Here is a 23,687-nt window from a genome sequence, read left to right on the forward strand (position 1 = left end):
GGGCTCGGGAGAGCGGTTCGGACGAGGAGATCGCAGTGTTCGACGGTGGCGGTGCTGGGGGCTTCGACATGTCCAACCTGCTCGCGCAGGCGCAGGCGATGCAGAACCAGCTGATGGAAGCGCAGGCAGACCTCGAAGGTCAGGAGATCGAGGGGTCGGCCGGTGGTGGTCTGGTGACTGCTCTGGTGTCCGGCACGGGCGAGCTCCTTAGCCTGGACATCAAGAAGGAGGCCGTCGACCCGGACGACACCGAGACGCTGGCCGACCTGGTCGTCGCCGCGGTGCGCGACGCCTCTGAGAACGCGAAGCAGGCTGCTGCCGCCGCGATGGGTCCGCTCGCCGGTGGTCTGGGCGGCGCGTTCGGCGGCGACGGCGGGTTCCCCGGCTTCGGCGGTGGTGCCCCGGCGCCGTCCGCGCCGGCAGGCTTCGGCCTGCCGAGTGCGACGCCGCCCGCGGTCGGACCGGGCGACGACAATCCTGCAACCGAGTCGGGCGAGCCCGGGCCGAGTGACCCGGCAGGCGACGACGGGCGTGGTCCGCAGGCATCGGGCGGGGCTCCTGGCTCGGATGACCGCAATCGTGGCGGCGTCGGGTTCGTGAACCCGGGGAGCGGGGCCGGCGCATCCGGTCAGAACCCGGGCTGACGTGTACGAGGGGGCCGTTCAGGATCTCATCGACGAGCTGGGGCGGTTGCCCGGAGTGGGTCCGAAGTCCGCGCAGCGGATCGCGTTCCACCTGCTCGCGGCCGACGAGACCGACGTACGGCGGCTTGCGCACGTGCTCGTGCAGGTCAAGGAGAGGGTCAAGTTCTGCGAGATCTGCGGCAATGTCGCGGAGGAAGTGCAGTGCCGGATCTGCCGTGACCCGCGCCGGGACCTGAGTCTGATCTGTGTGGTCGAAGAGGCCAAGGACGTGGTCGCGATCGAGCGCACCCGCGAATTCCGCGGCCGGTACCACGTGCTCGGCGGGGCGATCTCGCCGATCGAGGGCATCGGGCCGGACGAGCTCCGGATCAAAGAACTGCTCCAGCGGCTGGCCGGCGGTGAGGTGACCGAGATCATCCTGGCCACCGATCCGAACCTGGAGGGTGAGGCGACGGCCACCTACCTGAGCCGCCTGCTGCGGCCCATGGGGTTGCGCGTCACCCGTTTGGCTAGTGGACTTCCTGTAGGCGGTGACCTCGAGTACGCCGACGAGGTCACACTCGGACGGGCGTTTGAAGGGCGACGATCAATCGATGACTGAACCAACCGATATTGCAGAGCGCGCATTGACCACGGACTCCGAGGACCTCACCGAGTTCGCCGAACAGATCGCCGACCAGGTCCGGAGCTTCCTGATCTCGGTGCGCGACATCGCCGCGCAGCCGGACGAGGACGGGGTCGACGAGGGCCTCGCCTCGCTGCCGTACCTGCTGCTGGAGGTCAGCCAACTGCTGCTCGCCGGCGGCCGGCTCGGTGCGTTCGAGGACTTCGTCCCGGAGGAGCGGTTCGAGAGCGACGCCGGCCCGGACCCGGACCTCGACGCGATGCGCGACCGGCTGGCGGTGCTGTTCGAGGGCCTCGACGAGTACGCCGAGGTGTTCGATCCGTACGCCGCTCCGCCGGAGATCACCGTGAACCGGCTCTCCGACGACCTCACCGCGATCGCGACCGATCTCGTGCACGGCCTTGCGCACTACGAGGACGGCCGGGTCGTCGAGGCGCTGTGGTGGTGGCAGTTCTCGTACGTCTCCACCTGGGGCGCCGCGGCAAGCGCCGTACTGCGGGCCATCCAGTCGCTGATCGCGCATGACCGGCTCGAGCCGGCGCACGACGCGGAGACCGAGGCGACCGATCGTGAACTCGTCGAGGTTGCCGAAGAGGCCGTCCAGCGTCGCTGAACACGGAGTGTCTGTTCATGAGGTGATCCGGCGGCTGCCAGATATCGGCACCGTCCGACGGGTCAGTCGGGCGTTGGCGGTGCTGGACCTGGTGCTCAACGAGGACGAGAGCACCAGGTACTACGAGTTCGACGCGCGCTGGTCCGAGACCGAAGAGGCCGCGTTGATGCGGGACGGATCGGGGAACGAGTACTCGATCGTGTTCTCGCCGGACGGGGCGTTCGCGTACGGGTTCGACCACGAGTCGCCGATTTCGCCATATGCGAATGAGCACAAGCCGTGGTCCGGCCTGCTCGACGGTGTGCCGGAGGTGTTCCACGCGGCGCGGGACGACAAGGCGTTCAGCGATGACGGCGTGCCGCGGGCGACCGTGTGCTTCTGGCGTACGACGGACGAGCCGGCCTGGCGCTCCGGACCGGTGGAGAACGCGGACCGCGACGGCGCCGACTGGATGTTCGAGCTGGTCGCCGACGGCCGGCCGGAGGCGTACCTGACCTTCGCCGAGGAGTACTACGAGGTGGCGCTCGACCTCGACGCGATCCGGCATGTCTATGCGCTGATGCCGTTGACCGAGTACGTCGTCACGTCGCTGAACAGGCAGCGACGATTGAGCGATCTCTCCGAAGGGATCGCCGAGATCGGTTACCCGCGGTCCTGAAGCGCGTTAGCGTGTCGCCCGATGACAACGCATCCTCATGATCCGGCTGTGGTCGGGTCGTTCGCGATCCAGGGCCGGCTCGGTCGTGGGGCGATGGGTGCGGTGTACCTCGCTCGTTCGCGGGGCGGTCGGTTGGTCGCAGTCAAGGTGGTGCGCGACGAGCTCGCTGACGATCCGGGCTTCCGGGCTCGGTTCGCGCGTGAGATCGACGCTGCGCGGAAGGTCAGCGGTGCGTTCACGGCGGCGGTCGTCGACGCGGATCCGGATGCGGATCGTCCGTGGCTCGCGACGGAGTACCTGCCGGGACCCACGCTGCAGAAGGCGATCGAGACGTCCGGGCCCCTGCCGCCGGCTGAGGTGCAGTCGCTTGCGAGTGGGTTGGCCGAGGCGTTGATGGCGATCCATGCGAGCGGTGTCGTCCATCGCGATCTGAAGCCGTCGAACATCGTGCTGACCGACAACGGGCCGCGGGTGATCGACTTCGGTATCGCACGGGCGATGGAGGAGGCGAGCCTGACGGCGACCGGGATGGTGATCGGTACGCCGGGATACCTGTCACCGGAGCAGATCACCGGGACGGGGATCGGGCCGGCGAGCGATCTGTTCGCGCTCGGCGCGGTGCTGGTGTTCGCGGCGTCGGGGCGGGGTCCGTTCGCAACCGGGAACCCGGCGTCCATGCTGCACCGGATCGTCAACGAACAACCGCATGTCCCACCGCTCCCGGGTCCACTGCATGACGTCGTACGCCGGTGCCTTGCCCGGGATCCGGGTCAGCGCCCCACCCCAACAGAAATCCTCCAGCGCCTGGGGCCGCCGGCTCCGACAGTCCTTCTCGACCCACCCACAATCCCCACGCCACCCGCCACAAAGCTCCTGCCGCCAACGACGACGTTCGCCCCCGCACCACTGCCACCTGGTGGTGAGCTGGGGTCGGGTGGTGCGGTGGGCCCCGGTTGGCAGGGTGATGTCGGGGCGCCGGGTGGTGTGGTGGGAGTAGGAGGGGTTGGGGCGAGCTTTGGGACTAGTCGGGCGCGGCCGGGTTTGTTTGCGGGGATTCTTACGGTGCTCTGGCTGGCGTTTGTGCCGGCTGATCCGCAGGTGAAGGCGTTGCATCCTGTGCTTTCGACCTTGTCCGGGCTGGTCTCGCTGGTGTTTCTGTACTTTGCGGTTCGCAGCTGGATTCTGGTGCTGAGGCCGAAGGTTTTGCTTCAGCTGTCTCCGCAGGGGTTGACGGTCAAGCGCGCCTACCGCGAAGCCACCATCCCCTGGTACGGCGTGACGCGGCTCCACGTCGGGGGTGACAGCAAACGGCCCTGGCTGATCGCATGGCTCGAACCGCAGTACCAGAACCAGCTGCCCGTATCGCACCGCCGCCACCACGGTGGTCTGCGGATCTATCCGATCGCCCACGGTGCCACCCGGGCCCGCCGCCAGACCCAGGTCAACGAGCTCCGTGCCGCCCTCAACTGGTACGCGGGCCGGATCCACGACAATTCCTACTGATGAACATCCGACCAGCCACCGCCGCCGACAGAGCCGCCATCAGTGACCTGCTCCAGCAGTCCTGGGGCAGCCACATCGCTGTCGCCCACGGCGTCGCGTACGACGCCACGACCCTGCCGGCCATCCTCGCCGAAGAGGACGACCAGATCGTCGGCCTGCTCACCTACAACCTGCAGGACCACGAGCTGGAGATCATCACGATCGACGCCCCCGCACAGCACCGCGGTGTCGGTACTGCGCTTCTCGAGGCGGCGACCGAGGTCGCGGCCCAAGCCGGGGCACACCGCCTCTGGCTCATCACCACCAACGACAACCTCGACGCCCTCCGCTTCTACCAACGCCGCGGCCTGCGCATCGTCGACGTCAGGCCCGGCGCCGTCGACGAGTCCCGCAAGCTCAAACCATCCATCCCAACCACCGGCGCCTACGACATCCCCCTGCACGACGAACTCGTCCTCGAGCTCCTAATCGGGCAGCATCGGCATCTCTAGCCCTTGACGCTTGCCCAGCAGGATGCCGCGTGTGATGGCATCGGTGCCGAACTTGTCCTTGACCTGGTCCAGCGCCGAATCGAGCTCGTTGTTCGCCGCCTTGTCGAACGGCAGCGCCAGCTGCAGGGCCGCCTCGTTCTCCAGGTTGCCGACCGAGATGCCGATCATCGTGATGCCCTGCGCCGCGATCAGTGGATGCGCGCCACGCAGCAACGCCCGCGCCGTGACCAGGATCGCCCGCGTCTGATCCGTTGCCTGAGGCAACGTATGCGAGCGGGTCGCCCGAGTGAAGTCGTCGAACCGCAGCCGCAAAGTGACCGTCCGCCCGGAGCGCCCAGCACTGCGCATCCGCCGAGTAACCCGGTCGACGAGTCCCGCCAGCACCGCATCGAGCGTCGCCGGCGACTTCGGCGACCGGCCCAGCGCCCGTTGCGAACCGATCGACCGGCGCCGCCGCCCGACCTCGATCGGCCGCGGATCGCGGTTGTGCGCCAGCGCATGCAGATGCCGCCCCGATGCCCGCCCGAGCATCGCGATCAGCGCCGCCTCGGGCAGGATCGCCACATCGCCGACCTTCGTCAGCCCACGGCTACGCAGCTTCTCCGCCGTCACCTCGCCGACACCCCACAACCGCGAAACATCCAACGGATGCAGGAATTCCAGCTCCCGGTCCGGCGCGACCTCGAGCAGCCCGTCCGGCTTTGCAACGCCACTGGCCACCTTCGCCAGGAACTTCGTCCGCGCCACCCCGACGGTGATCGGCAGCCCGACGCGGGCGAGCACATCGGCCCGCAGGCGACGCGCGATCTCCACCGGCGTACCGCGGATCTTGCGCAAGCCGCCCACGTCGAGGAAGGCCTCGTCGATCGACAGCCCCTCGACCAGTGGCGTCGTGTCCTCGAAGACCTTGAACACCGCCTTGCTGGCCTCGGAGTACGCCGACATCCGCGGCTCGACGACGATCGCGCCGGGGCAGCGGCGCAGCGCCTGTCCACCGTTCATCGCGGTGCGCACGCCGTACGCCTTGGCCTCGTAGCTGCAGGCGAGCACCACGCCCGCGCCGACGATCACCGGGCGGCCGCGCAGGCGCGGGTCGTCCCGCTGCTCGACCGACGCGTAGAACGCGTCGAGGTCGGCATGCAGGATGGTCGCACCGCCAACGGACACGAACACATGTTCGCATATACCACCGACAGAACGAGATAGGGAGAATTCCCGAAGCGGTGACCGACGATGTCAGGAAAGAATGCAGCTTATGGACCTGTCGGCGTACCGCGATCTCTGGAAGACCCACGGCGTGGTGGCGCTGCTGGCCTCGGCGCTGGTCGCGCGGATGCCGGTGCTGGCGACGATGGTCCCGTTGTCGTTCCTGGCGAAGGACGCCGCCGGCAACTTCGGCTGGGCCGGCGTGGTCGCGGGCGCGTACTCGGTCGGTACTGCGGTCGCCAGCGTCGTCTGGTCGCGCATGGCGGACCGCAAGGGCGCACGGAAGGTCGTCATCGGCACAGGCATGGCCTGGGGGCTGTGGATGGCAGTGCTCGCCCTGATGCCCTACAGCTGGTACCGGCTGCTCCCCATCGCCGCCGTGCTGGCCGGTGTGTTCGTGTCACCGGTCACGTCAGCCCTGCGCGCCAACTGGCCGCGGATAGTCCACGGGTCCCGCCTACGAGCCGTCTACTCGCTGGACGCCACCGCGCAGGAGCTCCTGTTCGTCTTCGGCCCGATGCTCGGTGCGGTGATGGTCAGCTTCGCCAGCCCGCGCGCCGGCCTGCTGGCGTGTGCGGTGACAGCCGCAGCGGCCATCTGGTGGTTCGGAATGAACCAACGGACCGACGTACCGCACGACGAGACTGCCGGACCGCGTCCTACTGCCTGGCAGCTGATCTTCCACTCGCACCGCACGCCGATCCTGCTCGCCTGGGCCTGTCTGGTGATGGGGTTCGCGTCGATGTCGCTCGGTATGGTCGCCGTGGCCGATGAGCACGGGAACCGTTTGATCGCCGGCATTCTCGAGACCGTGGCCGCGGTGGGCAGCGTCACCGGCGGCATCATCAACGGCGCACTCCCAGGCGGTCGTACGTCGGCGGTGTGGCGCCGGATGCTGGTCTTCACCGCACTGGTCGCCGTCTGCATCTTCGCCACCTCGTCCGTCCTCGCGCTCGCGGTGGCGATGTTCGCGACGGGCTGCATGATCGCGCCGACGGTTGCGGCCCTCTACGAGCGCGTCGGCGCACTCACGCCGACGGCCGCGCACACCGAGATCTTCGGCTGGACGCAGAGCGGCGGCATGGTCGGATCCGCGATCGGCTCCGCTGTCGCAGGTGCGGTCGTCGAGGCGTTCGGCGTTCGCTACGCGTGGGTCCTGACGGCCGGCCTCGCCGTACTCGCGACCCTGTCCCTGCTCCGCGTTCCGCCCCATCGCCCGGCCGAGACAAGCGCAGTGGAGGGTACGGCGGTCGCCGCGTAGCGCACGCGGTAGTTCGCCTCGAGTACGCCGCCGTCGCGCGCACACATCGAGATCAGTCGCAGCGGACGGCGGTCCAGCAACATGCCGCGACCCGCAGCGATCGGGTGGATGAGCAGCGAGACCTCGTCGATCAGTCGCCACCGCAGCAGCGAGCGGACGAGCGACAGACTGCCGATCACGTACAGGTCGTCGCCGGGCACCGCCTTCAGGGCGGCGAGCACGCGACGGGTGTCGCCCTGCAGCATCTCGGTGCCGGGGCGGGCGACCACCGGGCGGGATCCGATCACGAGGTTCCGGGTGTGATCGAGACCGGCGAGCGAATCGGCGTACCGCTCGAACGTCTTGCGGCCGAGCAGCACGGTGCGGGCCCCGGCGACCAGCTCTCCGAGGGCCGGCCGGGGGTCGGTCAGCCACAGTTCGGGCCGTTCGACGATGCCATCTTCGGACATGCACAGCCTGGCGACGATGTTCCGCATACCAAGCCAGATGCAAGCTGTGGCCCGAAGGTTGTCAGTCCTTCCGGCGGCCGCGGTGCAGTTCGGTCTCCAGGGCGTCGAGCCGGTTGATCCAGAACTTGCGGTACCGGTCCAGCCAGCTGTCGATCTCGCGCAGCGGGCCGGGGTCGACGGCGTACAGCCGCCGGGTGCCGTCGACGGTCACGGTCGCGAACCCGTTGTCCCGCAGCACCCGCAGATGCTGCGAGACGGCCGGCTGGCTGATGCCGAACTCCGCGCCGATCGTGCCGGCGATACTGCCGGCCGGCAGCTCGCCGTCGGCGAGCAGCTCAAGGATCCGGCGCCGGACCGGATCGCCGAGGATGTCGAACGCGTGCACGGCACAATTATTTCAGCGATGACTTATATGAACAAGTCACCGGAGGGTTTGCGGTTGGCGACGACCCGGCGCGGGGAGCCTTCCGGTACTGACAGTGATCTGCCGGACGGGCCCGCTCGGGTGATGGTCAGCCGGTAGGCAACGGTCAGGTCACGGCTAGAATGACCGCGAGACTACGCCTGGTGCAACGCCGCACGGCGTACCGCAACCAGTGGTTTGAGGAGAAACACTGTGGGACGCGTCGTACACAAGTACGGCGGTTCTTCGGTCGCCGACGCCGATTGCATCAAGCGCGTGGCCCAACGGATCGTCGCGACAAAGAAGGCCGGGAACGACGTCGTAGTGGTGATCTCCGCCATGGGCGACACCACCGACGAACTGATGGACCTGGCCCAGCAGGTCTCTCCGCTGCCCCCGCCGCGCGAGCTGGACATGCTGCTCACCTCGGGTGAGCGGATCTCCGCCGCGCTGCTGGCGATGGCGATCGCCAACCTGGGGTACGAAGCACGCAGTTTCACCGGTTCGCAGGCCGGGGTGATCACGACGTCCGCGCACGGCAACGCGCGCATCATCGACATCACACCGGGCCGGATCGAGGGCGCCCTCGGTGAGGGCCACATCGCGATCGTGGCCGGGTTCCAGGGCGTCGCCCAGGACACCAAGGACATCACCACGATGGGCCGCGGCGCGTCCGACACCACCGCGGTGGCACTGGCCGCCGCGCTCGAGGCCGACTACTGCGAGATCTACACCGACGTGGACGGCATCTTCACCGCGGACCCGCGGATCGTGCCGGCCGCCAAGCACATCCCGAAGATCTCCTACGAGGAGATGCTCGAGATGGCCGCCTGCGGCGCCAAGGTGCTCCACCTGCGCTGCGTCGAGTACGCGCGGCGCTACAACGTCCCCGTCCATGTGCGTTCCTCCTTCTCGCAGAAGGAAGGCACCTGGGTCGTCGATGCGAAGGAACTGGATGAGATGGAACAGGCGATAATCTCCGGCGTGGTCCAGGACCGCAACGAGGCCAAGATCACGGTCGTCGGCGTACCGGACAAGCCCGGTGAGGCGGCCCGGATCTTCGAGACGGTCGCCGGTGCCGAGACCAACATCGACATGATCGTGCAGAACGTCTCGGCGGTCGCCACCAACCGCACCGACATCTCGTTCACGCTGCCCCGCGTCGACGGCGCCCGGGCGATGTCCGCCCTGGCCCGGATGAAGGACGAGGTGGGCTACGAGCAGTTGCTGTACGACGACCAGATCGGCAAGGTCTCGGTCGTCGGTGTCGGAATGCGCTCGCACCCGGGCGTTTCGGCGAAGTTCTTCTCCGCGCTGGCCGACGCCGGCGTGAACATCGAGATGATCTCCACCTCGGAGATCCGGATCTCGGTGGTCGTGGACGAGAACCTGGTGGATGCTGCCGTGACCGCGGCGCACACCGCATTCGATCTGGACGACGAGCACACCCAGGCTGTCGTGTACGGAGGAACTGGACGGTGACCCCTGTGAGCGCTGTGGAGAACACGATCGAGGACCGGGCGGGTCTGCCATCGCTGGCGGTGGTCGGTGCGACCGGAGCCGTCGGGTCGGTGATGCTGACCCTGCTCTCGACCCGGGAGAACGTCTGGGGAGAGATCCGGCTGATCGCGTCCGAGCGCTCCGCGGGTAAGCGGCTGAAGGTCCGCGGCGAGGAGGTCGAGGTCGTCGCGATCAGCGAGGACGCCTTCGACGGCATCGACGTGGCGATGTTCGACGTACCGGACGAGGTGTCCGCGCACTGGGCGCCGATCGCGGCCGCCAAGGGCGCGGTCGTGGTCGACAACTCGGGCGCGTTCCGGATGGACCCGGACGTCCCGCTGGTGGTCCCGGAGGTGAACGCCGAAGCGGCCCGGAACCGGCCGAAGGGCATCATCTCCAACCCGAACTGCACGACGCTGTCGATGATCGTGGCGATGGGCGCGCTGCACCACCGCTACGAGCTCGAGCAGCTCGTGGTCGCGTCGTACCAGGCCGCGTCCGGCGCCGGGCAGGCCGGTATCGACGCGCTGTACGACCAGCTGACGAAGGTGTCCGGCAATCGCGAGCTCGGCAGCTCGCCGGGCGACGTACGGCGGGTTGTCGGCAACGACCTCGGTCCGTTCCCGGCGCCGCTCGCGCTGAACGTCGTGCCGTGGGCCGGCTCGCTCAAGGACGACGGCTGGTCGTCCGAGGAGCTGAAGGTCCGCAACGAGTCGCGCAAGATCCTCGGCCTGCCGGATCTGAAGGTGTCCGCGACCTGCGTACGGGTCCCGGTCGTCACCACGCACTCGCTGTCGGTGCACGCGCGGTTCGTCCAGGAGGTCGACGCCGACGGCGCCCGCGAGGTACTACGGGACGCCCCGGGCGTGCTGCTGTTCGACAACCCGGCCGAGGGCGAGTTCCCGACGCCGGCCGATGTCGTCGGCACCGACCCGACCTGGGTCGGCCGGATCCGCAAGTCTCTCGACGACCCGAACGAGCTCGAACTGTTCGTCTGCGGCGACAACCTGCGCAAGGGCGCGGCGCTGAACACCGCGCAGATCGCCGAGGTCGTCGCCAAGGAGTTCGCGCCGGCGAAGGCGTAGAGACCGACAGAAGGCCCGCACAGCGCTGCTGTGCGGGCCTTCGACGTCTTCCTAGAGCCAGTTCTCCCGAGCTGCGTGCAGGGCCAGCTGGAAGCGGGTGCTGGCGCCGGTGCGGTTCATCAGGCGCTCGAGGTACCGGAAGAACGTGCGGCGGCTGATGCCGAGCGTGCGCGCGATGGTGTCGTCCGCGGCGCCGGTCGCCAGCAGCGCGAGCAGGCGGCGCTCGATCGGCTCCAGGCGGTCGTCCTCGGTGCCGACCGAGGCGTGCAGCGGCAGCGCGTTGCGCCAGCACAGCTCGAACATCCCGATCAGCGCCGACAGCAGGCTGCTCGGCCGGATGATCAGCAGCGACCGGTTCACGTCGGTGTCGCGGGCCGACATCGACACGAACGCGATCGAGCCGTCGATGATCGTCAGCTTCGCCGGTACGTCGGGAAGCACCCGCGCCTGCTCGCCGGCCTCGACGCACGGCAGGATGTTCTCGGTCAGGTATCCGGGCACCTCGACCGATTCGGGCGAGTAGACGACCCGGTACGAGACGCCGCGGCGGAGGTGGTCGATCTCCTCCTGGTTCGGGCCGCCGATGTAGTACGGCGGGGAGTCGATCGCGAGGATCTCGCGCTGCACACCGCCCTTGATCTGATGGATCCGCTCGACGATCGCGCTGCCGGTGACGACCTCGATCAGATGCGTCGTCGACTCGTTGTGCACGGTCCGGCGGAACTCGTCGTACGCGTTCAGGACCTCGATCCGGGCCTGCTTCAGCTCTGACTCCCGGCGCAGCGTCATCGCCTCCAGGCCCGCGTCCGGCGGCACCGGCAGGTAGCGGGAGTGGTCCGAGCCCGAGCGGCGGGCCAGGCCGGCCTGGACGAGGCCGCTCAGGATCGATTCGATCGAGCGTTCGCGGTCCGGGACCGCCTCATCCAGTTCGGTGATCGACGACGGTCCGGTCCGCAGCAGATGCTGGTAGACCACGATCTCGTCGTCGTTGAGCCCGAGCACCTTCAAATGGTCGGCACGCTCCGTGTCCGTTGTGCTCACAACGCTCCCCTCCCTTCCCAGTGCTGTCACCGTCCGCTACCGTCCCTCAAGCGTAGATGGGGCGGTCCAATGCCGTCGGCACGGTCCGTGTCGACGTGTATGCGCGTAGCGATATTTGTTGTTCGATCAACATTCTTGTGCCGTGTCACCATCTGGCCACCATTTCCGCGCAGTTGTGAGCGAGAATTGAGGTCCAGCAGCCCGGCGACGGACCACCTGAGCGCCGCCGGGCTGCTGTTCCAATTCTGGCCCGAGTTGGCTGTCTCGTCAGCGGAGCCTGTTTCGGTTGGGTCTCGATCCCGGCGCATCGGTGCCCTCGCACTTCCGTGCCATCACCGGCTGTGCTGGAGGGTGTACAAACTGTGGCATCTCCAATCGTGAGGCCGATGAGGAGGAGCGCCCGATGCGACCGGTTCCGCCGTGTGCCGCCGCCGCTCGTGTCGGTGCTGCCGTCCCCGGCGCGCTGGCATCTTTGCAGGGATTCCAGCTAGCGCTGTCCTCCGCCGGCCTCCGGTCCGTCTCCACACCTGCTGCGCGCACCTGCCGGCGTCCGCAGCATTTCTGGGGACGGACTCGAGGTGCGATGACCGCCGCCCTGGTCATCGTGCCGGCCGGTCCGGGTCGGCTTGCGTCCGCTTCCGCCCAGCGCGGACGCTGCACCGGATCGACGGTGGAACCCCGGGAGGTGCAGACCGGTGCTCCGTGGATGGTGAGGCTGTCCATGGGGAGCGCGGATGTGATGTTGCGCGTCACGTCCTCCGTCCGGTTCGCTCCGGCCAGGAAGCATCTTCCGGGGTCCCGCCGATAACACGCGTCCCCTGTGACAACAGCCGTCACGGGACCGGTGTGGCAGGTCACGTCAACTTCGTATCGGTGCGTAGCGTCGTACCTGTGAATTGACGGCGATTTGACTTGGCTGGAAGGCGTTTTGGTCGTCGCTGGCTGTCAAATGTATATTCCGGATAACGATCGGCGAAGGACGACTCAGGTGTTGCTGACGCAGTGTCGTACGGGGTTTCGTAGCCGTCTGTACGTCGTTGCTCACTAAGGAGGACCGCTGTGTCGTCGGCGTTGAAGCCGATCCGCTACTCTGCTTCCCGGTCTGCGTGGCACGCCGCCGTACCCCGGGCGGCAGTCGCCGAAACCCAGGTGCTCGGCCATCGTGGATCCAACTTTCCGGCAGAGAGAGGCGTCGCCTGAATGAACGCGACTAGCGTCGACGAGGAGTTCAACCCGTCGGTGCACGTGTACGAACCACACAAGGTCGGCCTGCCGGCCCTGCGCCCGTACTTCAAGGCGCTGTGGCAGCGGAGAGAGTTCGCAGCGGAGATGTCCCGGACCAACATCCGGGGTGCGCACACGAACACCTTCTTCGGCCAGGTGTGGCTGGTGCTGAACCCGCTGTTGCTCGCCTTGGTCTATTACCTGCTCACCGACATCATCGCCGGTGGCAGCACGAAGGTGGACGCCGGTCTGCGGTTCGCTCACATGTGCGGCGGCCTGTTCGCCTTCTACTACTTCTCGGGTGCGATGACGGCCGGTGCGGCCAGCGTGGTCGGCGGCGGCAAGTTGCTGATGAACCAGTCGTTCCCGCGGATGCTGCTCCCGCTGTCCGCGGTGCGGACGGCGTTCTTCCGCTTCCTGCCGACCTTGGTCGTGTACGTCGCGATCCACGTCATCGTGGGGCTGAAGCTGCACTGGCAGATGCTGCTCGCACCGGTGTTCCTGGTGCTGCTGACGATCTTCGCGGCCGGTATGGGGATGATCTTCGCCGCGCTGCAGGTGTACTTCCGCGACACCACCAGCTTCCTGCCGTACTTCGTGCGTATCTGGCTGTACATGTCACCGGTGCTCTGGTTCGCCGAGCAGGCACCGGCCAAGTTCAAGGGCTTCATCCAGTACAACCCGCTCTACTCGCTGCTGGGCGGCTGGACCGACCTGCTGGTCAAGGGCCACATTCCCGAGTGGAAGATGTGGGCGGGTGCCGTGGTGTTCGCGGGCGCCGCGTTCGTGATCGGCTCGTTGTTCTTCATGTCGAGGGAGCGTGAGTTCGTTGTCCGTCTCTGAGACCGAGAAGAAGCCCATGCAGAAGAGCCCCTCGGACATCCCCGCCGTCAAGGTGCAGGACGTGTCGATCACCTACCGGACCACGTTCGAGCGGGTGCCGACCTTCAAGAGCGCGATCATCCGGCTCGGCCGCGGCGAGCGCGCCGTCCGCGAGGTCAAGGCCGTCCAGAACGTGTCCTTCGACGTCAACCACGGCACCACGATCGGCATCATCGGCGCGAACGGCGCCGGTAAGTCGACGCTGATGCGCGCGGTGGCCGGCATCCTGCCGCCGACGTCGGGCCGGATCGAGGTGCACGGCCGGGTCTCCACGCTGCTGTCGCTGGGCGTCGGCTTCAACGCCGCCCTGTCCGGCAAGGAGAACGTGGTCCTGGGTGGCCTGGCGGCCGGCCTGAGCCGCAAGGAGATCGAGGCGCGGTACGAGGAGATCGCCGAGTTCGCCGAGCTCGGTGACTTCATGGAGATGCCGATGCGGACGTACTCGTCCGGCATGTTCAGCCGGCTCGCGTTCTCCGTCGCGGTGCACATGGACCCGGACATCCTGCTGATCGACGAGGCGCTGTCCGCCGGTGACGCGTCGTTCAAGACCAAGGCCGCGGCCAAGATGGGCGAGCTGGTCTCGAACAGCCGGACGATGTTCCTGGTCAGCCACGCGATGAGCAGCGTCCGCGAGATGTGCAACGACTGCATCTGGCTGCACAAGGGCAAGCTGATGATGCGCGGCGAGCCCAACGAGGTCATCCAGGCCTACACCAAGTTCCTGCAGGTCGGGGAAGAAGAAGCCGTCTCACTCGAGGACCTCTGACCGATGTCACGCAGCACGGCGCCGGACGTGGGGATCATCACGACCGGTCACGACGTGGCCGACGCGCGCCTGCACAAGATCACCGCGGCCCTGCAGCAGCGCGACCTCACGGTCGAGCTCTGGGGCCTCGGTGAGGCGAGCGGCGGACCGGCCGGCGCGATCGTGCACGCCGGACCGCGCGGCACGATGGTGCAGCGGCTGGCCCGGACCGCCGTGCTGCCGTGGCGGACCAAGGCGAAGGTGGTGATGACGGTCGATCCGGACATGATCCCGATCGCCCGTCTCGTCACCGGCCTGCGCCGGCGCAAGCTGGTCGTCGACGTCCACGAGGACTACGAGCGGCTGCTGGCCGACCGCGCCTGGGCCAAAGGCCCTGCCGGTCTGCCGGCCCGGCTGATCGTGCGCGCCGGGTCGAAGCTGGCCGCGGGCGCCGACCTCACCGTGGTTGCCGACTCGCATCTGGCGCCGCACCAGGCGAAGCACCGCCTCGTGGTGCAGAACCTTCCTGACCACGGCTTCCTGGCTCCGGCCCCGGCGACCGGCGCTCCGCGCGCTGTGTACGTCGGTGACCTCCGGGAGAGCCGTGGACTCTTCGACATGGTCGAGACCGTCGCCGCGGCGCCGGAGTGGTCTCTCGACCTGGTCGGCCCGGTCGCACCGTCGGACCGGGAGCGGCTCGAGGCCCGGATCGAGGAGCCCGAGCTGGCCGGCCGCGTCCGGTTGCACGGGCGCCAGCCACCCGCGGACGCGTGGCGGATCGCGCAGGGTGCCTGGGCCAGCCTGGCGATGCTGCAGCCGACCCCGGCGTTCATCGAAGCGATGCCGTCCAAGATCTACGAGTACCTCGCCAGCGGTCTTCCCGTGCTGTCCACCCGGCTGCCCCGGCAGACCCGGGTGATCGAGGAGTCCGGTGGCGGAGTCCTGGTGGACTCGGTGGCAGAAGCCGCCGAGACCTTGCGGCGCTGGTCCGCGGACCCCGGTGAGCTGGAGAAGTTGCACGACCACGCGCTGCAGTGGGCAGCGGAGCACCTGCCGACCAATACGCCGTACGACGACCTGGCCGACGCGATTCTCAAACTGCTAAAGGGAAGTGCATGACCGACCGCCCTCACCTGTTGTACGTCGCCTGGGGCTTCCCGCCCTGCCGGGGCGGCGGTGTCTACCGGGCACTGGCCACGGCCAACCGGTTCGCCGCGCTCGGCTGGAAGGTGACCGTGCTGACGGCCGACCGCGACACGTTCTTCCGGTTCACCGGTGCGGACCTGACTCTCGAGGAGCGGGTCGACCCCTCCGTCGAGGTTGTCCGGGTGCCGTTCGAGTGGCCGATCCTCGAAGCCGATCTGCGCAAGTGGTCCAAGCGCCGGGCGCAGAACCCGAAGCTGTGGAGCAAGTGGCGCACCAAGCAGGACCAGATCCCGTTCCCGGAGACCGGGTACGGACCGTGGCGTTCGGTGATCGAGAAGGCCGCCGAGCAGATCCACAAGACCAGCAAGGTCGACCTGACCGTCGCGACCGCGAACCCGCATGTCGCGTTCACCGCGGCGTACCACCTGCACAAGAAGTTCCAGGTGCCGTACGTGATGGACTACCGCGACGCGTGGCTGCTGGACGTGTTCACCGGTGACCGGCTGCACGAGCCGAACAGCCGCGCGGCCAAGTGGGAGAAGAAGCTGGTCGAGTCCGCTCGCGAGGTCTGGTTCGTGAACGACCCGATCAAGGAGTGGCACGAGAAGCTCTACCCGGCGCACGCATCGAAGATGCACACGGTCGCGAACGGCTTCGACCCCGACCTGGTGCCGGACACCGCCGACCGCGGCGCGGTCACGGATCGCCCGCTGGTCTTCGGGTACGTCGGCACGGTGTCGCCGAAGGTGCCGCTGACCGAGTTCGTCGAGGGCTGGAAGATCGCCAAGGAGCAGTCCGAGGAGCTGGCCGGCGCGAAGGCCAAGATCCACGGCTACCTCGGGTACTACGCGCAGCCGCGGGCGGACATGCTCGCGACGATCAACAGCGCGTCCGAGGCCGGGGTCAGCTACGAGGGCCCGGTCGGCAAGGCCGAGATCGCCAAGGCGTACGACGAGTTCGACGTCCAGCTGCTGATGCTGGGCAAGGGCCGTTACGTCACCAGCGGCAAGGTGTTCGAGTACCTCGCCACCGGGCTGCCGGTGGTGTCGGTGCACGACCCGGAGAACGCGGCGTCCGACGTACTGCGGGGTCATCCGTTGTGGTTCCCGGTGGCGGACGTGACGCCGGAGGCGATCGCGGCGGCGCTGATCGAGGCGGCGCACGCGGCGCGGACCGCGGACGAGGGGATCCGGGCGAAGGCGCGCGAGTTCGGTGCGTCGTACCGGCGGGATCTGCAGCTGGATCCGCGGATCGAGTCGCTGGCTGCGTCTGTGAAGGGGGTTGCCGCATGAGCACCGTCGTACTGCTGTCCACGCGTCGGCTTCCGCCGACGTACTTCGACCAGGTCCGCGAGGACCTCGGCGACCAGAACATCACCATCGACGTCGTCGGCTGGGTGGCCCCGTCCGCGTGGGTCGCCGACAAGGTCAACACCTTCACGCTGATCGGCCCCGGGCGCATGCCGGCCCAGCCCGCACCCGAGCCTGAGGTCGAGGCCGAGGCAACCGACGAAGCCCCGGACGCCGTGATCGCCCCCGAGGCGGTCGCCGATCCGGAGACAGTTGTCGCCGACGAGGCAAAGGTCGCCCCGGCAGCAGCCGAGGTAGCCGCCGCAGGCGAGAACCCGGTCACCCAGCCGGTGGCGCCGTCCGCCACGCCGGCCCCGCCCCCTCCAGCCGCGAAGCCGCGGCCTACTGGGGCCAAGCGGGTCGTGAAGGCGGTGGAGTGGCGGGCGCGCAAGGCACGCAAGGTTGCCGGGCGGATGTTGCCTAAGGCAATTAAGACGTCGGCACCGGTCAAGTTCCTGCGTGGGCAGCGGGCGACCAACGATCTCGGTAAGAACTACTGGGAGCGCGTGCTCAGCCGTCGCGACGTGATGGCGACCATCGACAAGGCCGATGTGGTCGTGGCGCTCGACGCCGGTGCGATCTGGGCCGGCTGGAACCTCGGCCAGCGGAAGGCGAGCACCCCGGTGGTGCTCGGTCTGCCGGCCGCCCGCCGTGAGTTCGACCAGTTGAAGGCACCAGCAGGTAATGGGTGACACGACGACGATGACGATCCGCGAGCACCTGCCGGCGCCGCTGGCCCGGACCGCGGGAGCGGTCCGGCGGCGCCTCCGGGGCTTGCGGTACTCGTTCACGCAGCTGCCGGCGTTCCCGCCGGCAGCGACGACGCCGGTGCGGATGTGGGTCGGGCCGACCAACTCCGCCGGTCAGGGCAACGCCTGGGCACGGGCTGCCAGGACCGTCGAAGGCGTGGACGCCGTCTCGTTCGTCCTGCAGCGCAAGGGGAAGTTCCAGTTCGCGGTCGACTACGGCGTACCGCTGGCCTGGTTCGGCCAGCCGCGCTGGCAGCGCGCCCAGCAGCAGCACATCCTGTCGAACTACACACACGTGATGGTCGAGTCGCTGCGGCCGGTCTTCGGCTCCCGCGGCTACCCGGACGCAACCCCCGACATCGAGGCGATGCTCGCGAAGGGCATCAACGTCTCGCTGCTCTTCCACGGCTCCGACATCCGCCTGCCCAGCCGGCACGCGAAGCGCGAGCAGTGGTCGCCGTTCACCCCGGGTGACGAGCTGACCGAGCGGCTGGAGGCGCAGGCCCGCCGGCACGCCGAGCTGGTCGAGTCGCTGAACCTGCCGGTCTTCGTCTCCACGGTCGACCTGCTGGACGACGTACCGAACGCGCAGTGGCTGCCGGTCGCGATCGACCCGGCGCCCTGGCAGCAGGCGGCGCGGCCGCTGTTCGGCCACGACAAGCCCGTCGTTGCTCACGTTCCGTCGAACGCCAAGCTCAAGGGCACCGAGGAGATCGACGCCGTCCTCACCGCTCTGCACGAGAGCGGACAGATCGAGTACCGGCGCATCACCGGCGTACCGCACAGCGGCATGCCGGCCGTGATCGGCGACGCCGACATCGTTGTCGACCAACTCCGGATCGGCCTGTACGGCGTGGCGGCCGCGGAAGCCCTGGCCGCCGGGCGGATCGTCGTTTCGTACGTCGGTGACGGTGTGCGCCGGCGGGTGCGTAGTCTGGCCGGGCGAGAGGTGCCGATCGTGGAGGCTGATCCCGACACCCTGGGTGATGTCGTCACCGGTCTGATCGCCGATCGTGACGCCGCCGCCGAGCGGGCGACGGACGGTCCCGGCTTCGTGACGGAGCTGCACGACGGACGCCGCTCGGCCGAAGCACTTACCCCCTGGCTGACTCAGAAGGAGACCCTGTGACGTCCCGCATCGCGCCATCCGCCGACGTCGACGACAGCGCCCAGATCGGCGACGGATCGTCGGTCTGGCACCTCGCGCAGATCCGCGAGAACGCCGTCCTCGGCAAGAACTGCATCGTCGGTCGCGGCGCCTACGTCGGGACCGGGGTCCGGATGGGCGACAACTGCAAGATCCAGAACTACGCGCTGGTGTACGAGCCCGCCTCGCTCGAGGACGGTGTGTTCATCGGACCGGCCGTCGTGCTCACCAACGACTACTTCCCGCGCGCGGTGAACCCGGACGGTTCGCCGAAGAGCGGGCACGACTGGGAACCGGTCGGGGTGACGATGAAGGAAGGCTGCTCGCTCGGTGCGCGCAGCGTCTGCGTGGCCCCGGTCACCATCGGCCGCTGGGCCACCGTCGCCGCCGGTGCGGTGGTGACCAAGGACGTGCCAGACTTCGCGCTGGTCGCCGGGGTTCCGGCTCGGCGGCTCAAGTGGGTCGGCAAGGCCGGAGTTCCGCTGCTCTCCGTCGGTGACGGCGAGTGGAAGTGCCCGAACACGGGCGAGATGTACATCGAAACCGACGGGCGGCTGCGGCCGGCCGAAGAAAACCTGGAGGAGAACTGATGGTGCAGCCGATTCCGGCCGCGAAGCCGATCATCGGGAAGGAGGAGCGCGAGGCAGTCGACCGTGTCATGCAGTCCGGCATGCTGGCCCAGGGCCCCGAGGTAGCGGCGTTCGAGCAGGAGTTCGGCGCAGCGCTGGTCTCCGGCCGTGCGTGCGTCGCGACGAACTCGGGCACGTCGGGTCTCCACCTCGGCCTGCTGGCCGCGGGCGTCGGACCGGGTGACGAGGTCATCGTCCCGTCGTTCACCTTCGCCGCGACCGCGAACAGCGTCGCGCTGACCGGCGCCACCCCGGTGTTCGTCGACATCGAGCCGACGTACTTCTGCCTGGACCCGAAGGCGGTCGAGGCAGCGATCACCGAGAAGACCAAGGCCGTCATGCCGGTGCACCTGTTCGGTCACCCGGCCAACATGACCGCCCTGCAGGAGATCGCGGACAAGCACGGCATCCAGATCTACGAGGACGCCGCGCAGGCCCACGGCGCCACCTGGAACGGCGCGCCGGTCGGCACCTTCGGCGAGTTCGCGATGTTCAGCCTGTACCCGACCAAGAACATGACGTCCGGTGAGGGCGGTATGAACTCGGTCGCGAACGCCGACATCGAGCGCCGGATGCGGCTGTACCGCAACCAGGGCATGCTCAAGCAGTACGAGAACGAGGTCGTCGGCCTGAACAACCGGATGACCGACCTGCACGCCGCCATCGGCCGGGTGCAGCTGACCAAGGTCGGCGGCTGGACCAAGCAGCGGCAGGAGAACGCGGCCTTCCTGGACGCGAACCTCGCCGGTGTCGGCGTCCCGGCCGTGGCCGCCGAGGCCAGCCACGTGTACCACCAGTACACGATCCGGGTGACCGAGGACCGCGACGGCTTCGCGAACGCGCTGCGGACGGAGTACGGCGTCGGCTGCGGCGTCTACTACCCGATCCCGAACCACCGGCTCCCGTCGTTCCAGCGTGAGCTGGACCTGCCGGAGACCGAGAAGGCCGCGGCCGAGGTGCTCTCGCTGCCGGTCCACCCCTCGCTGTCCGAGGACGACCTGAACCGGATCGTGGCCGCGGTGAACACCGTGGCGAAGGCGGGTGCGTGACCATGGCGAACCTGCGTGCGGGCCTGATCGGCCTGGGCATGATGGGACGGCACCACGCTCGGGTGCTGGCCTCCCTCGAGGGCGTCGACCTGGTCGCGGTCGCCGACCCGGGCGGTGACAAGTTCAACGTGGCCGGCGGTCGTCCGGTGCACGAGAACATCGAGCAGCTGATCGCCGAGAAGCTCGACTACTGCATGGTCGCGGTGCCGACGCAGTACCACGCCGAGATCGCGAAGGCGCTGGCCGAGGCCGGCGTGCACGCGATGATCGAGAAGCCGCTGGCCGGCTCCTCGGCCGAGGCGACCGAGATCGCGAAGGCGTTCGAGGCGGCCGGGCTGGTCGGCGCGGTCGGCCACATCGAGCGGTACAACCCGGCGCTGCAGGCGCTGCGGGTGCGGCTGGAGGCCGGCGAGCTGGGTGAGACCTACCAGATCACCACGCGTCGTCAGGGCCCGTTCCCGGCCCGGATCGCCGACGTCGGCGTGGTGCTCGACCTGGCCACCCACGACATCGACCTGACCGCTTGGGTAACGCAGTCGCCGTTCGTCACGGTGTCCGCGCAGAGCGCCCACAAGTCGGGCCGGCAGTACGAGGACCTGATCGCGGTGACCGGCAAGCTGGCCGACGGCACCGTCACCAGCCACCTGGTCAACTGGCTGTCCCCGATGAAGGAGCGGCTCACCGTCGTCACCGGTGAGAAGGGCGCGTTCATCGCCGACACCCTGACGGCCGACCTGTCGTTCCACGCGAACGGCACTGTACAGACCGCGTGGGACGACGTCGCGCACTTCCGCGGTGTCAGCGAGGGCGACATGATCCGGTACGCGATCAGCAAGCCCGAGCCGCTGAAGACCGAGCACGAGGCTTTCCGCGACGCCGTCCTGGGCAAGGAAGCCGACATCGTCACGCTGCAGCAGGGTCTGACCACCGTCGCGGTGGCCGAGGCCGTGATCCAGTCCGCCGCCGAGGATCGAACCATCAAGGTCGCTGGGGAGTCTGCCTAGCATGAAGGTTCTGAGTGTTGTCGGGGCTCGCCCACAGTTCGTGAAGCTGGCGCCGGTTGCGGAGGCATTCGCCGCGACCGAGCACCAGCACGTGATCGTGCACACCGGGCAGCACTACGACAAGAACATGTCCGACGTGTTCTTCGCCGACCTGCGCATCCCGGACCCGGACGTCCACCTGGGCGTCGGGTCCGGCAGCCACGGCGTCCAGACCGGCGCGATGCTGGCCGCGATGGACGCCGTACTGGACGAGCACAAGCCGGACTGGGTGCTGGTGTACGGCGACACGAACTCGACGCTCGCCGGCGCCCTGTCAGCGGTGAAGATGCACCTGCCGGTCGCGCACCTCGAGGCCGGCCTGCGCTCGTTCAACCGGCTGATGCCGGAGGAGCACAACCGGGTGCTGACCGACCACGCGGCCGACCTGCTGCTCGCGCCGACCCAGGTCGCGATGGACCACCTGGCGAGCGAAGGTCTGAAGGACAAGTCCCGCCTGGTCGGCGACGTCATGACCGACGTCTGCTTCCGGGTCCGCGACGCGGTCCAGGACAAGCCGCTGGACCTGCCGTTCAAGCCGGGTGAGTACGTCGTCTCGACCATCCACCGGGCCGAGAACACCGACGACCCGGCGCGACTGGCCGGTATCGTCGACGGTCTGGCCGCGGCCGGTTCGCCGGTGCTGCTGCTGGCCCACCCGCGCCTGGTCGCCAAGTGCGCGGAGCACGGCATCAAGCTGGAGCGTCCGGACGGTTCGCTGCACGTCCGCGAGCCGCTGGCGTACCCGGAGATGGTTGCCGCCGTCCTCGGTTCGGCCGGTGTGGTGACGGACTCCGGCGGTCTCCAGAAGGAGGCCTTCCTGCTCGGCCGGGTGTGCACCACGCTGCGCACCGAGACCGAGTGGGTCGAGACGCTGGAGGACGGGTGGAACGTGTTGACATCCGACGTGAGTAAGCTGCCCGAGTTGGCCGCACGGCCGGCTCCCACGGGGGAACGCCCGATGCCCTACGGCGACGGCCACGCTGCTGAGCGTGTCGTAGCCACTCTCGCGGAGTAACTACATGACGAAGGCCGCCGAAGAGAACCAGACGCCGTCGACCCAGGAGCTGCCTGGGTCGACAGATGTGGGGACCCCGCCGCCCGGTGCGCCAGTCAGTGCCTTCCCCGGGGAGTCCGGCACCCCGCCGGCTTCCCGCAGCGGACGGCTGCCACGAGTCGAGTCGCTCACCGGCCTTCGCTGGTGGGCGGCCTTCTTCGTGTTCTGCCACCACATGACCAACCTGGCGCCGCTGCCGATCTTCGACTTCCTGAAGTACGGCACCTCCGGCGTCACGTTCTTCTTCGTGCTGTCCGGATTCGTGCTGACCTGGTCGGCCCAGAAGGGCACGAAGATCCGGACGTTCTACCGGCGCCGGTTCGCCCGGATCTTCCCGCTGTACTTCCTCACCCTGGTCGCGGCGTTCTTCGTCTTCTACCGGGTCGACCCGCCGGCCGGGATGTCCTGGATCAAGCCGATCTCGGTCACCGTGCTGGTGCTGTCGCTGTTCCTGGTGCACGGCTGGTCCAACAACCCCACGATCCTGTACGGCGGGAACCCGGCGGGCTGGACGTTGTCGGTGGAGGCGTTCTTCTACGCGTACTTCCCGTTCGTCTGGCGGGCCACGCAGCGGCTGAAGGTGGCCGGCGGCCTGATCCTGTGCGTCAGCGTGATCGTGCTGGGCGGCGCGTATCGACTGGCGTTGTTCCACTACAAGGACGTCGTACCGATCCTGCCGCAACCGGTGCTGCACTCGGTGGCGTTCCTGTTCGGTATCGGCCTGGCGATCTCGCTGCGGTCGGGCTGGAAGCCGCGGATCCCGGTGTGGTTCGCGTTCCTGGTCACCGGCGGCGGCCTGTACATCCTCTGGTACTCCGGTGCGCACCCGGCGAACTTCCCGGGCGCGGTCACCATGGGCCTGTGCCAGAAGGAGATCCTCACCTTCCTGTACGGCTTCCTGATCTTCGCGGTCGCGGCCCGCGACACCCGCGGCGGCCGGTCGCTGCTGCGCAGCAAGCCGATGGTCGCGCTCGGCCAATGGTCCTACGCCTTCTACCTGGTGCACGCCACGATCCTGTACGCGATCAAGGAGCACCACGGTGTGGCCGGCCCGATCGGCTGGTCCAACCTGACGTGGTACGCCGGTGTCCTCGTCCTCTCGATCATTGCCTCGTGGCTGCTCTACAAGTTCGTCGAGCACCCGCTGGAACGGAAGCTCCGGGGCCCCCGATGAAGAATCACTACCTAGTG

The 23,687-nt window shown here is 68.4% G+C and carries 24 protein-coding genes; 20 read left to right on the top strand and 4 right to left on the bottom strand.

Translation table 11 applies throughout. The features are described 5' to 3' along the window. Positions 1 to 35 precede the first annotated feature (35 nt). Genes OHA10_RS13515 through OHA10_RS13540 form a run of 6 tightly spaced genes read left to right on the top strand, consistent with a single transcriptional unit; the run spans position 36 to position 4,534 of the window. Positions 36 to 644 carry a YbaB/EbfC family nucleoid-associated protein gene (locus tag OHA10_RS13515; RefSeq protein ID WP_371406541.1) on the top strand — a complete coding sequence of 203 codons (609 nt, stop codon included), beginning with the start codon at positions 36 to 38 and terminating at the stop codon, positions 642 to 644. A gap of 1 nt (position 645) precedes the next feature. Then, positions 646 to 1,245, top strand: a complete 600-nt coding sequence (gene recR / locus OHA10_RS13520; RefSeq protein WP_371406542.1) for a recombination mediator RecR — start codon at positions 646 to 648, stop codon at positions 1,243 to 1,245. After that, entirely contained in the window at positions 1,238 to 1,882 is a 645-nt protein-coding gene (locus OHA10_RS13525) for a DUF5063 domain-containing protein (RefSeq protein ID WP_371406543.1), read from the top strand. The genes recR and OHA10_RS13525 overlap by 8 nt, the downstream gene beginning before the upstream one ends. A 7-nt stretch (positions 1,883 to 1,889) precedes the next feature. Further along, positions 1,890 to 2,540: a hypothetical protein gene (locus tag OHA10_RS13530; protein ID WP_371406544.1), complete on the top strand. Its 651-nt coding sequence runs from the start codon at positions 1,890 to 1,892 to the stop codon at positions 2,538 to 2,540. 21 nt (positions 2,541 to 2,561) lie between these two features. Next, entirely contained in the window at positions 2,562 to 4,043 is a 1,482-nt protein-coding gene (locus OHA10_RS13535) for a serine/threonine-protein kinase (RefSeq protein WP_371406545.1), read from the top strand. Next, entirely contained in the window at positions 4,043 to 4,534 is a 492-nt protein-coding gene (locus OHA10_RS13540; protein ID WP_371406546.1) for an N-acetyltransferase family protein, read from the top strand. The genes OHA10_RS13535 and OHA10_RS13540 overlap by 1 nt, the downstream gene beginning before the upstream one ends. On the opposite strand, the gene dinB is transcribed toward OHA10_RS13540, so the two are convergent. After that, the gene (gene dinB, locus OHA10_RS13545; RefSeq protein WP_371406547.1) at positions 4,508 to 5,701 is read right to left on the bottom strand and encodes a DNA polymerase IV; all 1,194 of its coding nucleotides are present in this window, start codon (positions 5,699 to 5,701) and stop codon (positions 4,508 to 4,510) included. The two genes, OHA10_RS13540 and dinB, sit on opposite strands and share 27 nt — an antisense overlap. A gap of 88 nt (positions 5,702 to 5,789) precedes the next feature. Between dinB and OHA10_RS13550 the strand changes: the two genes are divergently transcribed. Beyond that, positions 5,790 to 7,001, top strand: coding sequence for an MFS transporter (locus tag OHA10_RS13550; protein ID WP_371406548.1), 1,212 nt, complete (start codon positions 5,790 to 5,792; stop codon positions 6,999 to 7,001). Here OHA10_RS13550 and OHA10_RS13555 read toward each other — a convergent pair. Together OHA10_RS13555 and OHA10_RS13560 are read right to left on the bottom strand one after the other, a co-directional pair. Further along, complete coding sequence (locus tag OHA10_RS13555; RefSeq protein ID WP_371406549.1) at positions 6,884 to 7,450, bottom strand: dihydrofolate reductase family protein; 567 nt, start codon at positions 7,448 to 7,450, stop codon at positions 6,884 to 6,886. The two genes, OHA10_RS13550 and OHA10_RS13555, sit on opposite strands and share 118 nt — an antisense overlap. A 61-nt stretch (positions 7,451 to 7,511) precedes the next feature. Continuing rightward, positions 7,512 to 7,835: an ArsR/SmtB family transcription factor gene (locus OHA10_RS13560; RefSeq protein ID WP_371406550.1), complete on the bottom strand. Its 324-nt coding sequence runs from the start codon at positions 7,833 to 7,835 to the stop codon at positions 7,512 to 7,514. A gap of 231 nt (positions 7,836 to 8,066) precedes the next feature. On the opposite strand from OHA10_RS13560, the gene OHA10_RS13565 reads away from it, so the two are divergent. Further along, complete coding sequence (locus OHA10_RS13565; protein ID WP_371406551.1) at positions 8,067 to 9,335, top strand: aspartate kinase; 1,269 nt, start codon at positions 8,067 to 8,069, stop codon at positions 9,333 to 9,335. Continuing rightward, on the top strand, positions 9,332 to 10,438 hold the full coding sequence (locus OHA10_RS13570; RefSeq protein WP_202877510.1) for an aspartate-semialdehyde dehydrogenase: 1,107 nt from the start codon (positions 9,332 to 9,334) through the stop codon (positions 10,436 to 10,438). Before OHA10_RS13565 ends, OHA10_RS13570 begins: the two co-directional genes overlap by 4 nt. Positions 10,439 to 10,489: 51 nt before the next feature. Here OHA10_RS13570 and OHA10_RS13575 read toward each other — a convergent pair whose 3' ends face one another. Next, a complete protein-coding gene (locus OHA10_RS13575; RefSeq protein WP_371406552.1) occupies positions 10,490 to 11,479 on the bottom strand; it encodes a helix-turn-helix domain-containing protein in 990 nt (329 codons plus the stop codon). A gap of 1,200 nt (positions 11,480 to 12,679) precedes the next feature. On the opposite strand from OHA10_RS13575, the gene OHA10_RS13580 reads away from it, so the two are divergent. From OHA10_RS13580 to OHA10_RS13630, 11 genes are read left to right on the top strand one after another with little or no spacing between them, the layout of a single operon-like run. Then, a complete protein-coding gene (locus tag OHA10_RS13580) occupies positions 12,680 to 13,546 on the top strand; it encodes an ABC transporter permease (RefSeq protein WP_134106038.1) in 867 nt (288 codons plus the stop codon). Between the two features lie 16 nt (positions 13,547 to 13,562). Further along, positions 13,563 to 14,351, top strand: a complete 789-nt coding sequence (locus OHA10_RS13585) for an ABC transporter ATP-binding protein (RefSeq protein ID WP_371406553.1) — start codon at positions 13,563 to 13,565, stop codon at positions 14,349 to 14,351. Between the two features lie 3 nt (positions 14,352 to 14,354). Beyond that, complete coding sequence (locus OHA10_RS13590; protein ID WP_371406554.1) at positions 14,355 to 15,449, top strand: glycosyltransferase; 1,095 nt, start codon at positions 14,355 to 14,357, stop codon at positions 15,447 to 15,449. After that, positions 15,446 to 16,768, top strand: coding sequence for a glycosyltransferase (locus OHA10_RS13595; RefSeq protein WP_371406555.1), 1,323 nt, complete (start codon positions 15,446 to 15,448; stop codon positions 16,766 to 16,768). The genes OHA10_RS13590 and OHA10_RS13595 overlap by 4 nt, the downstream gene beginning before the upstream one ends. Next, the gene (locus OHA10_RS13600; RefSeq protein WP_371406556.1) at positions 16,765 to 17,517 is read left to right on the top strand and encodes a hypothetical protein; all 753 of its coding nucleotides are present in this window, start codon (positions 16,765 to 16,767) and stop codon (positions 17,515 to 17,517) included. Before OHA10_RS13595 ends, OHA10_RS13600 begins: the two co-directional genes overlap by 4 nt. Then, positions 17,510 to 18,703, top strand: coding sequence for a hypothetical protein (locus tag OHA10_RS13605; protein ID WP_371406557.1), 1,194 nt, complete (start codon positions 17,510 to 17,512; stop codon positions 18,701 to 18,703). The genes OHA10_RS13600 and OHA10_RS13605 overlap by 8 nt, the downstream gene beginning before the upstream one ends. Beyond that, the gene (locus tag OHA10_RS13610) at positions 18,700 to 19,311 is read left to right on the top strand and encodes an acyltransferase (protein ID WP_137252087.1); all 612 of its coding nucleotides are present in this window, start codon (positions 18,700 to 18,702) and stop codon (positions 19,309 to 19,311) included. The genes OHA10_RS13605 and OHA10_RS13610 overlap by 4 nt, the downstream gene beginning before the upstream one ends. Continuing rightward, positions 19,308 to 20,399: a DegT/DnrJ/EryC1/StrS family aminotransferase gene (locus OHA10_RS13615; protein WP_371407936.1), complete on the top strand. Its 1,092-nt coding sequence runs from the start codon at positions 19,308 to 19,310 to the stop codon at positions 20,397 to 20,399. The genes OHA10_RS13610 and OHA10_RS13615 overlap by 4 nt, the downstream gene beginning before the upstream one ends. A 2-nt stretch (positions 20,400 to 20,401) precedes the next feature. After that, entirely contained in the window at positions 20,402 to 21,403 is a 1,002-nt protein-coding gene (locus OHA10_RS13620; RefSeq protein ID WP_371407937.1) for a Gfo/Idh/MocA family protein, read from the top strand. A gap of 1 nt (position 21,404) precedes the next feature. Further along, the gene (gene wecB, locus OHA10_RS13625; protein WP_371406558.1) at positions 21,405 to 22,457 is read left to right on the top strand and encodes a non-hydrolyzing UDP-N-acetylglucosamine 2-epimerase; all 1,053 of its coding nucleotides are present in this window, start codon (positions 21,405 to 21,407) and stop codon (positions 22,455 to 22,457) included. 4 nt (positions 22,458 to 22,461) lie between these two features. Then, positions 22,462 to 23,670, top strand: a complete 1,209-nt coding sequence (locus OHA10_RS13630; protein ID WP_371406559.1) for an acyltransferase family protein — start codon at positions 22,462 to 22,464, stop codon at positions 23,668 to 23,670. The last annotated feature ends 17 nt before the right edge of the window (positions 23,671 to 23,687 follow it).

Source organism: Kribbella sp. NBC_00662 (assembly GCF_041430295.1).
GTDB lineage: Bacteria > Actinomycetota > Actinomycetes > Propionibacteriales > Kribbellaceae > Kribbella.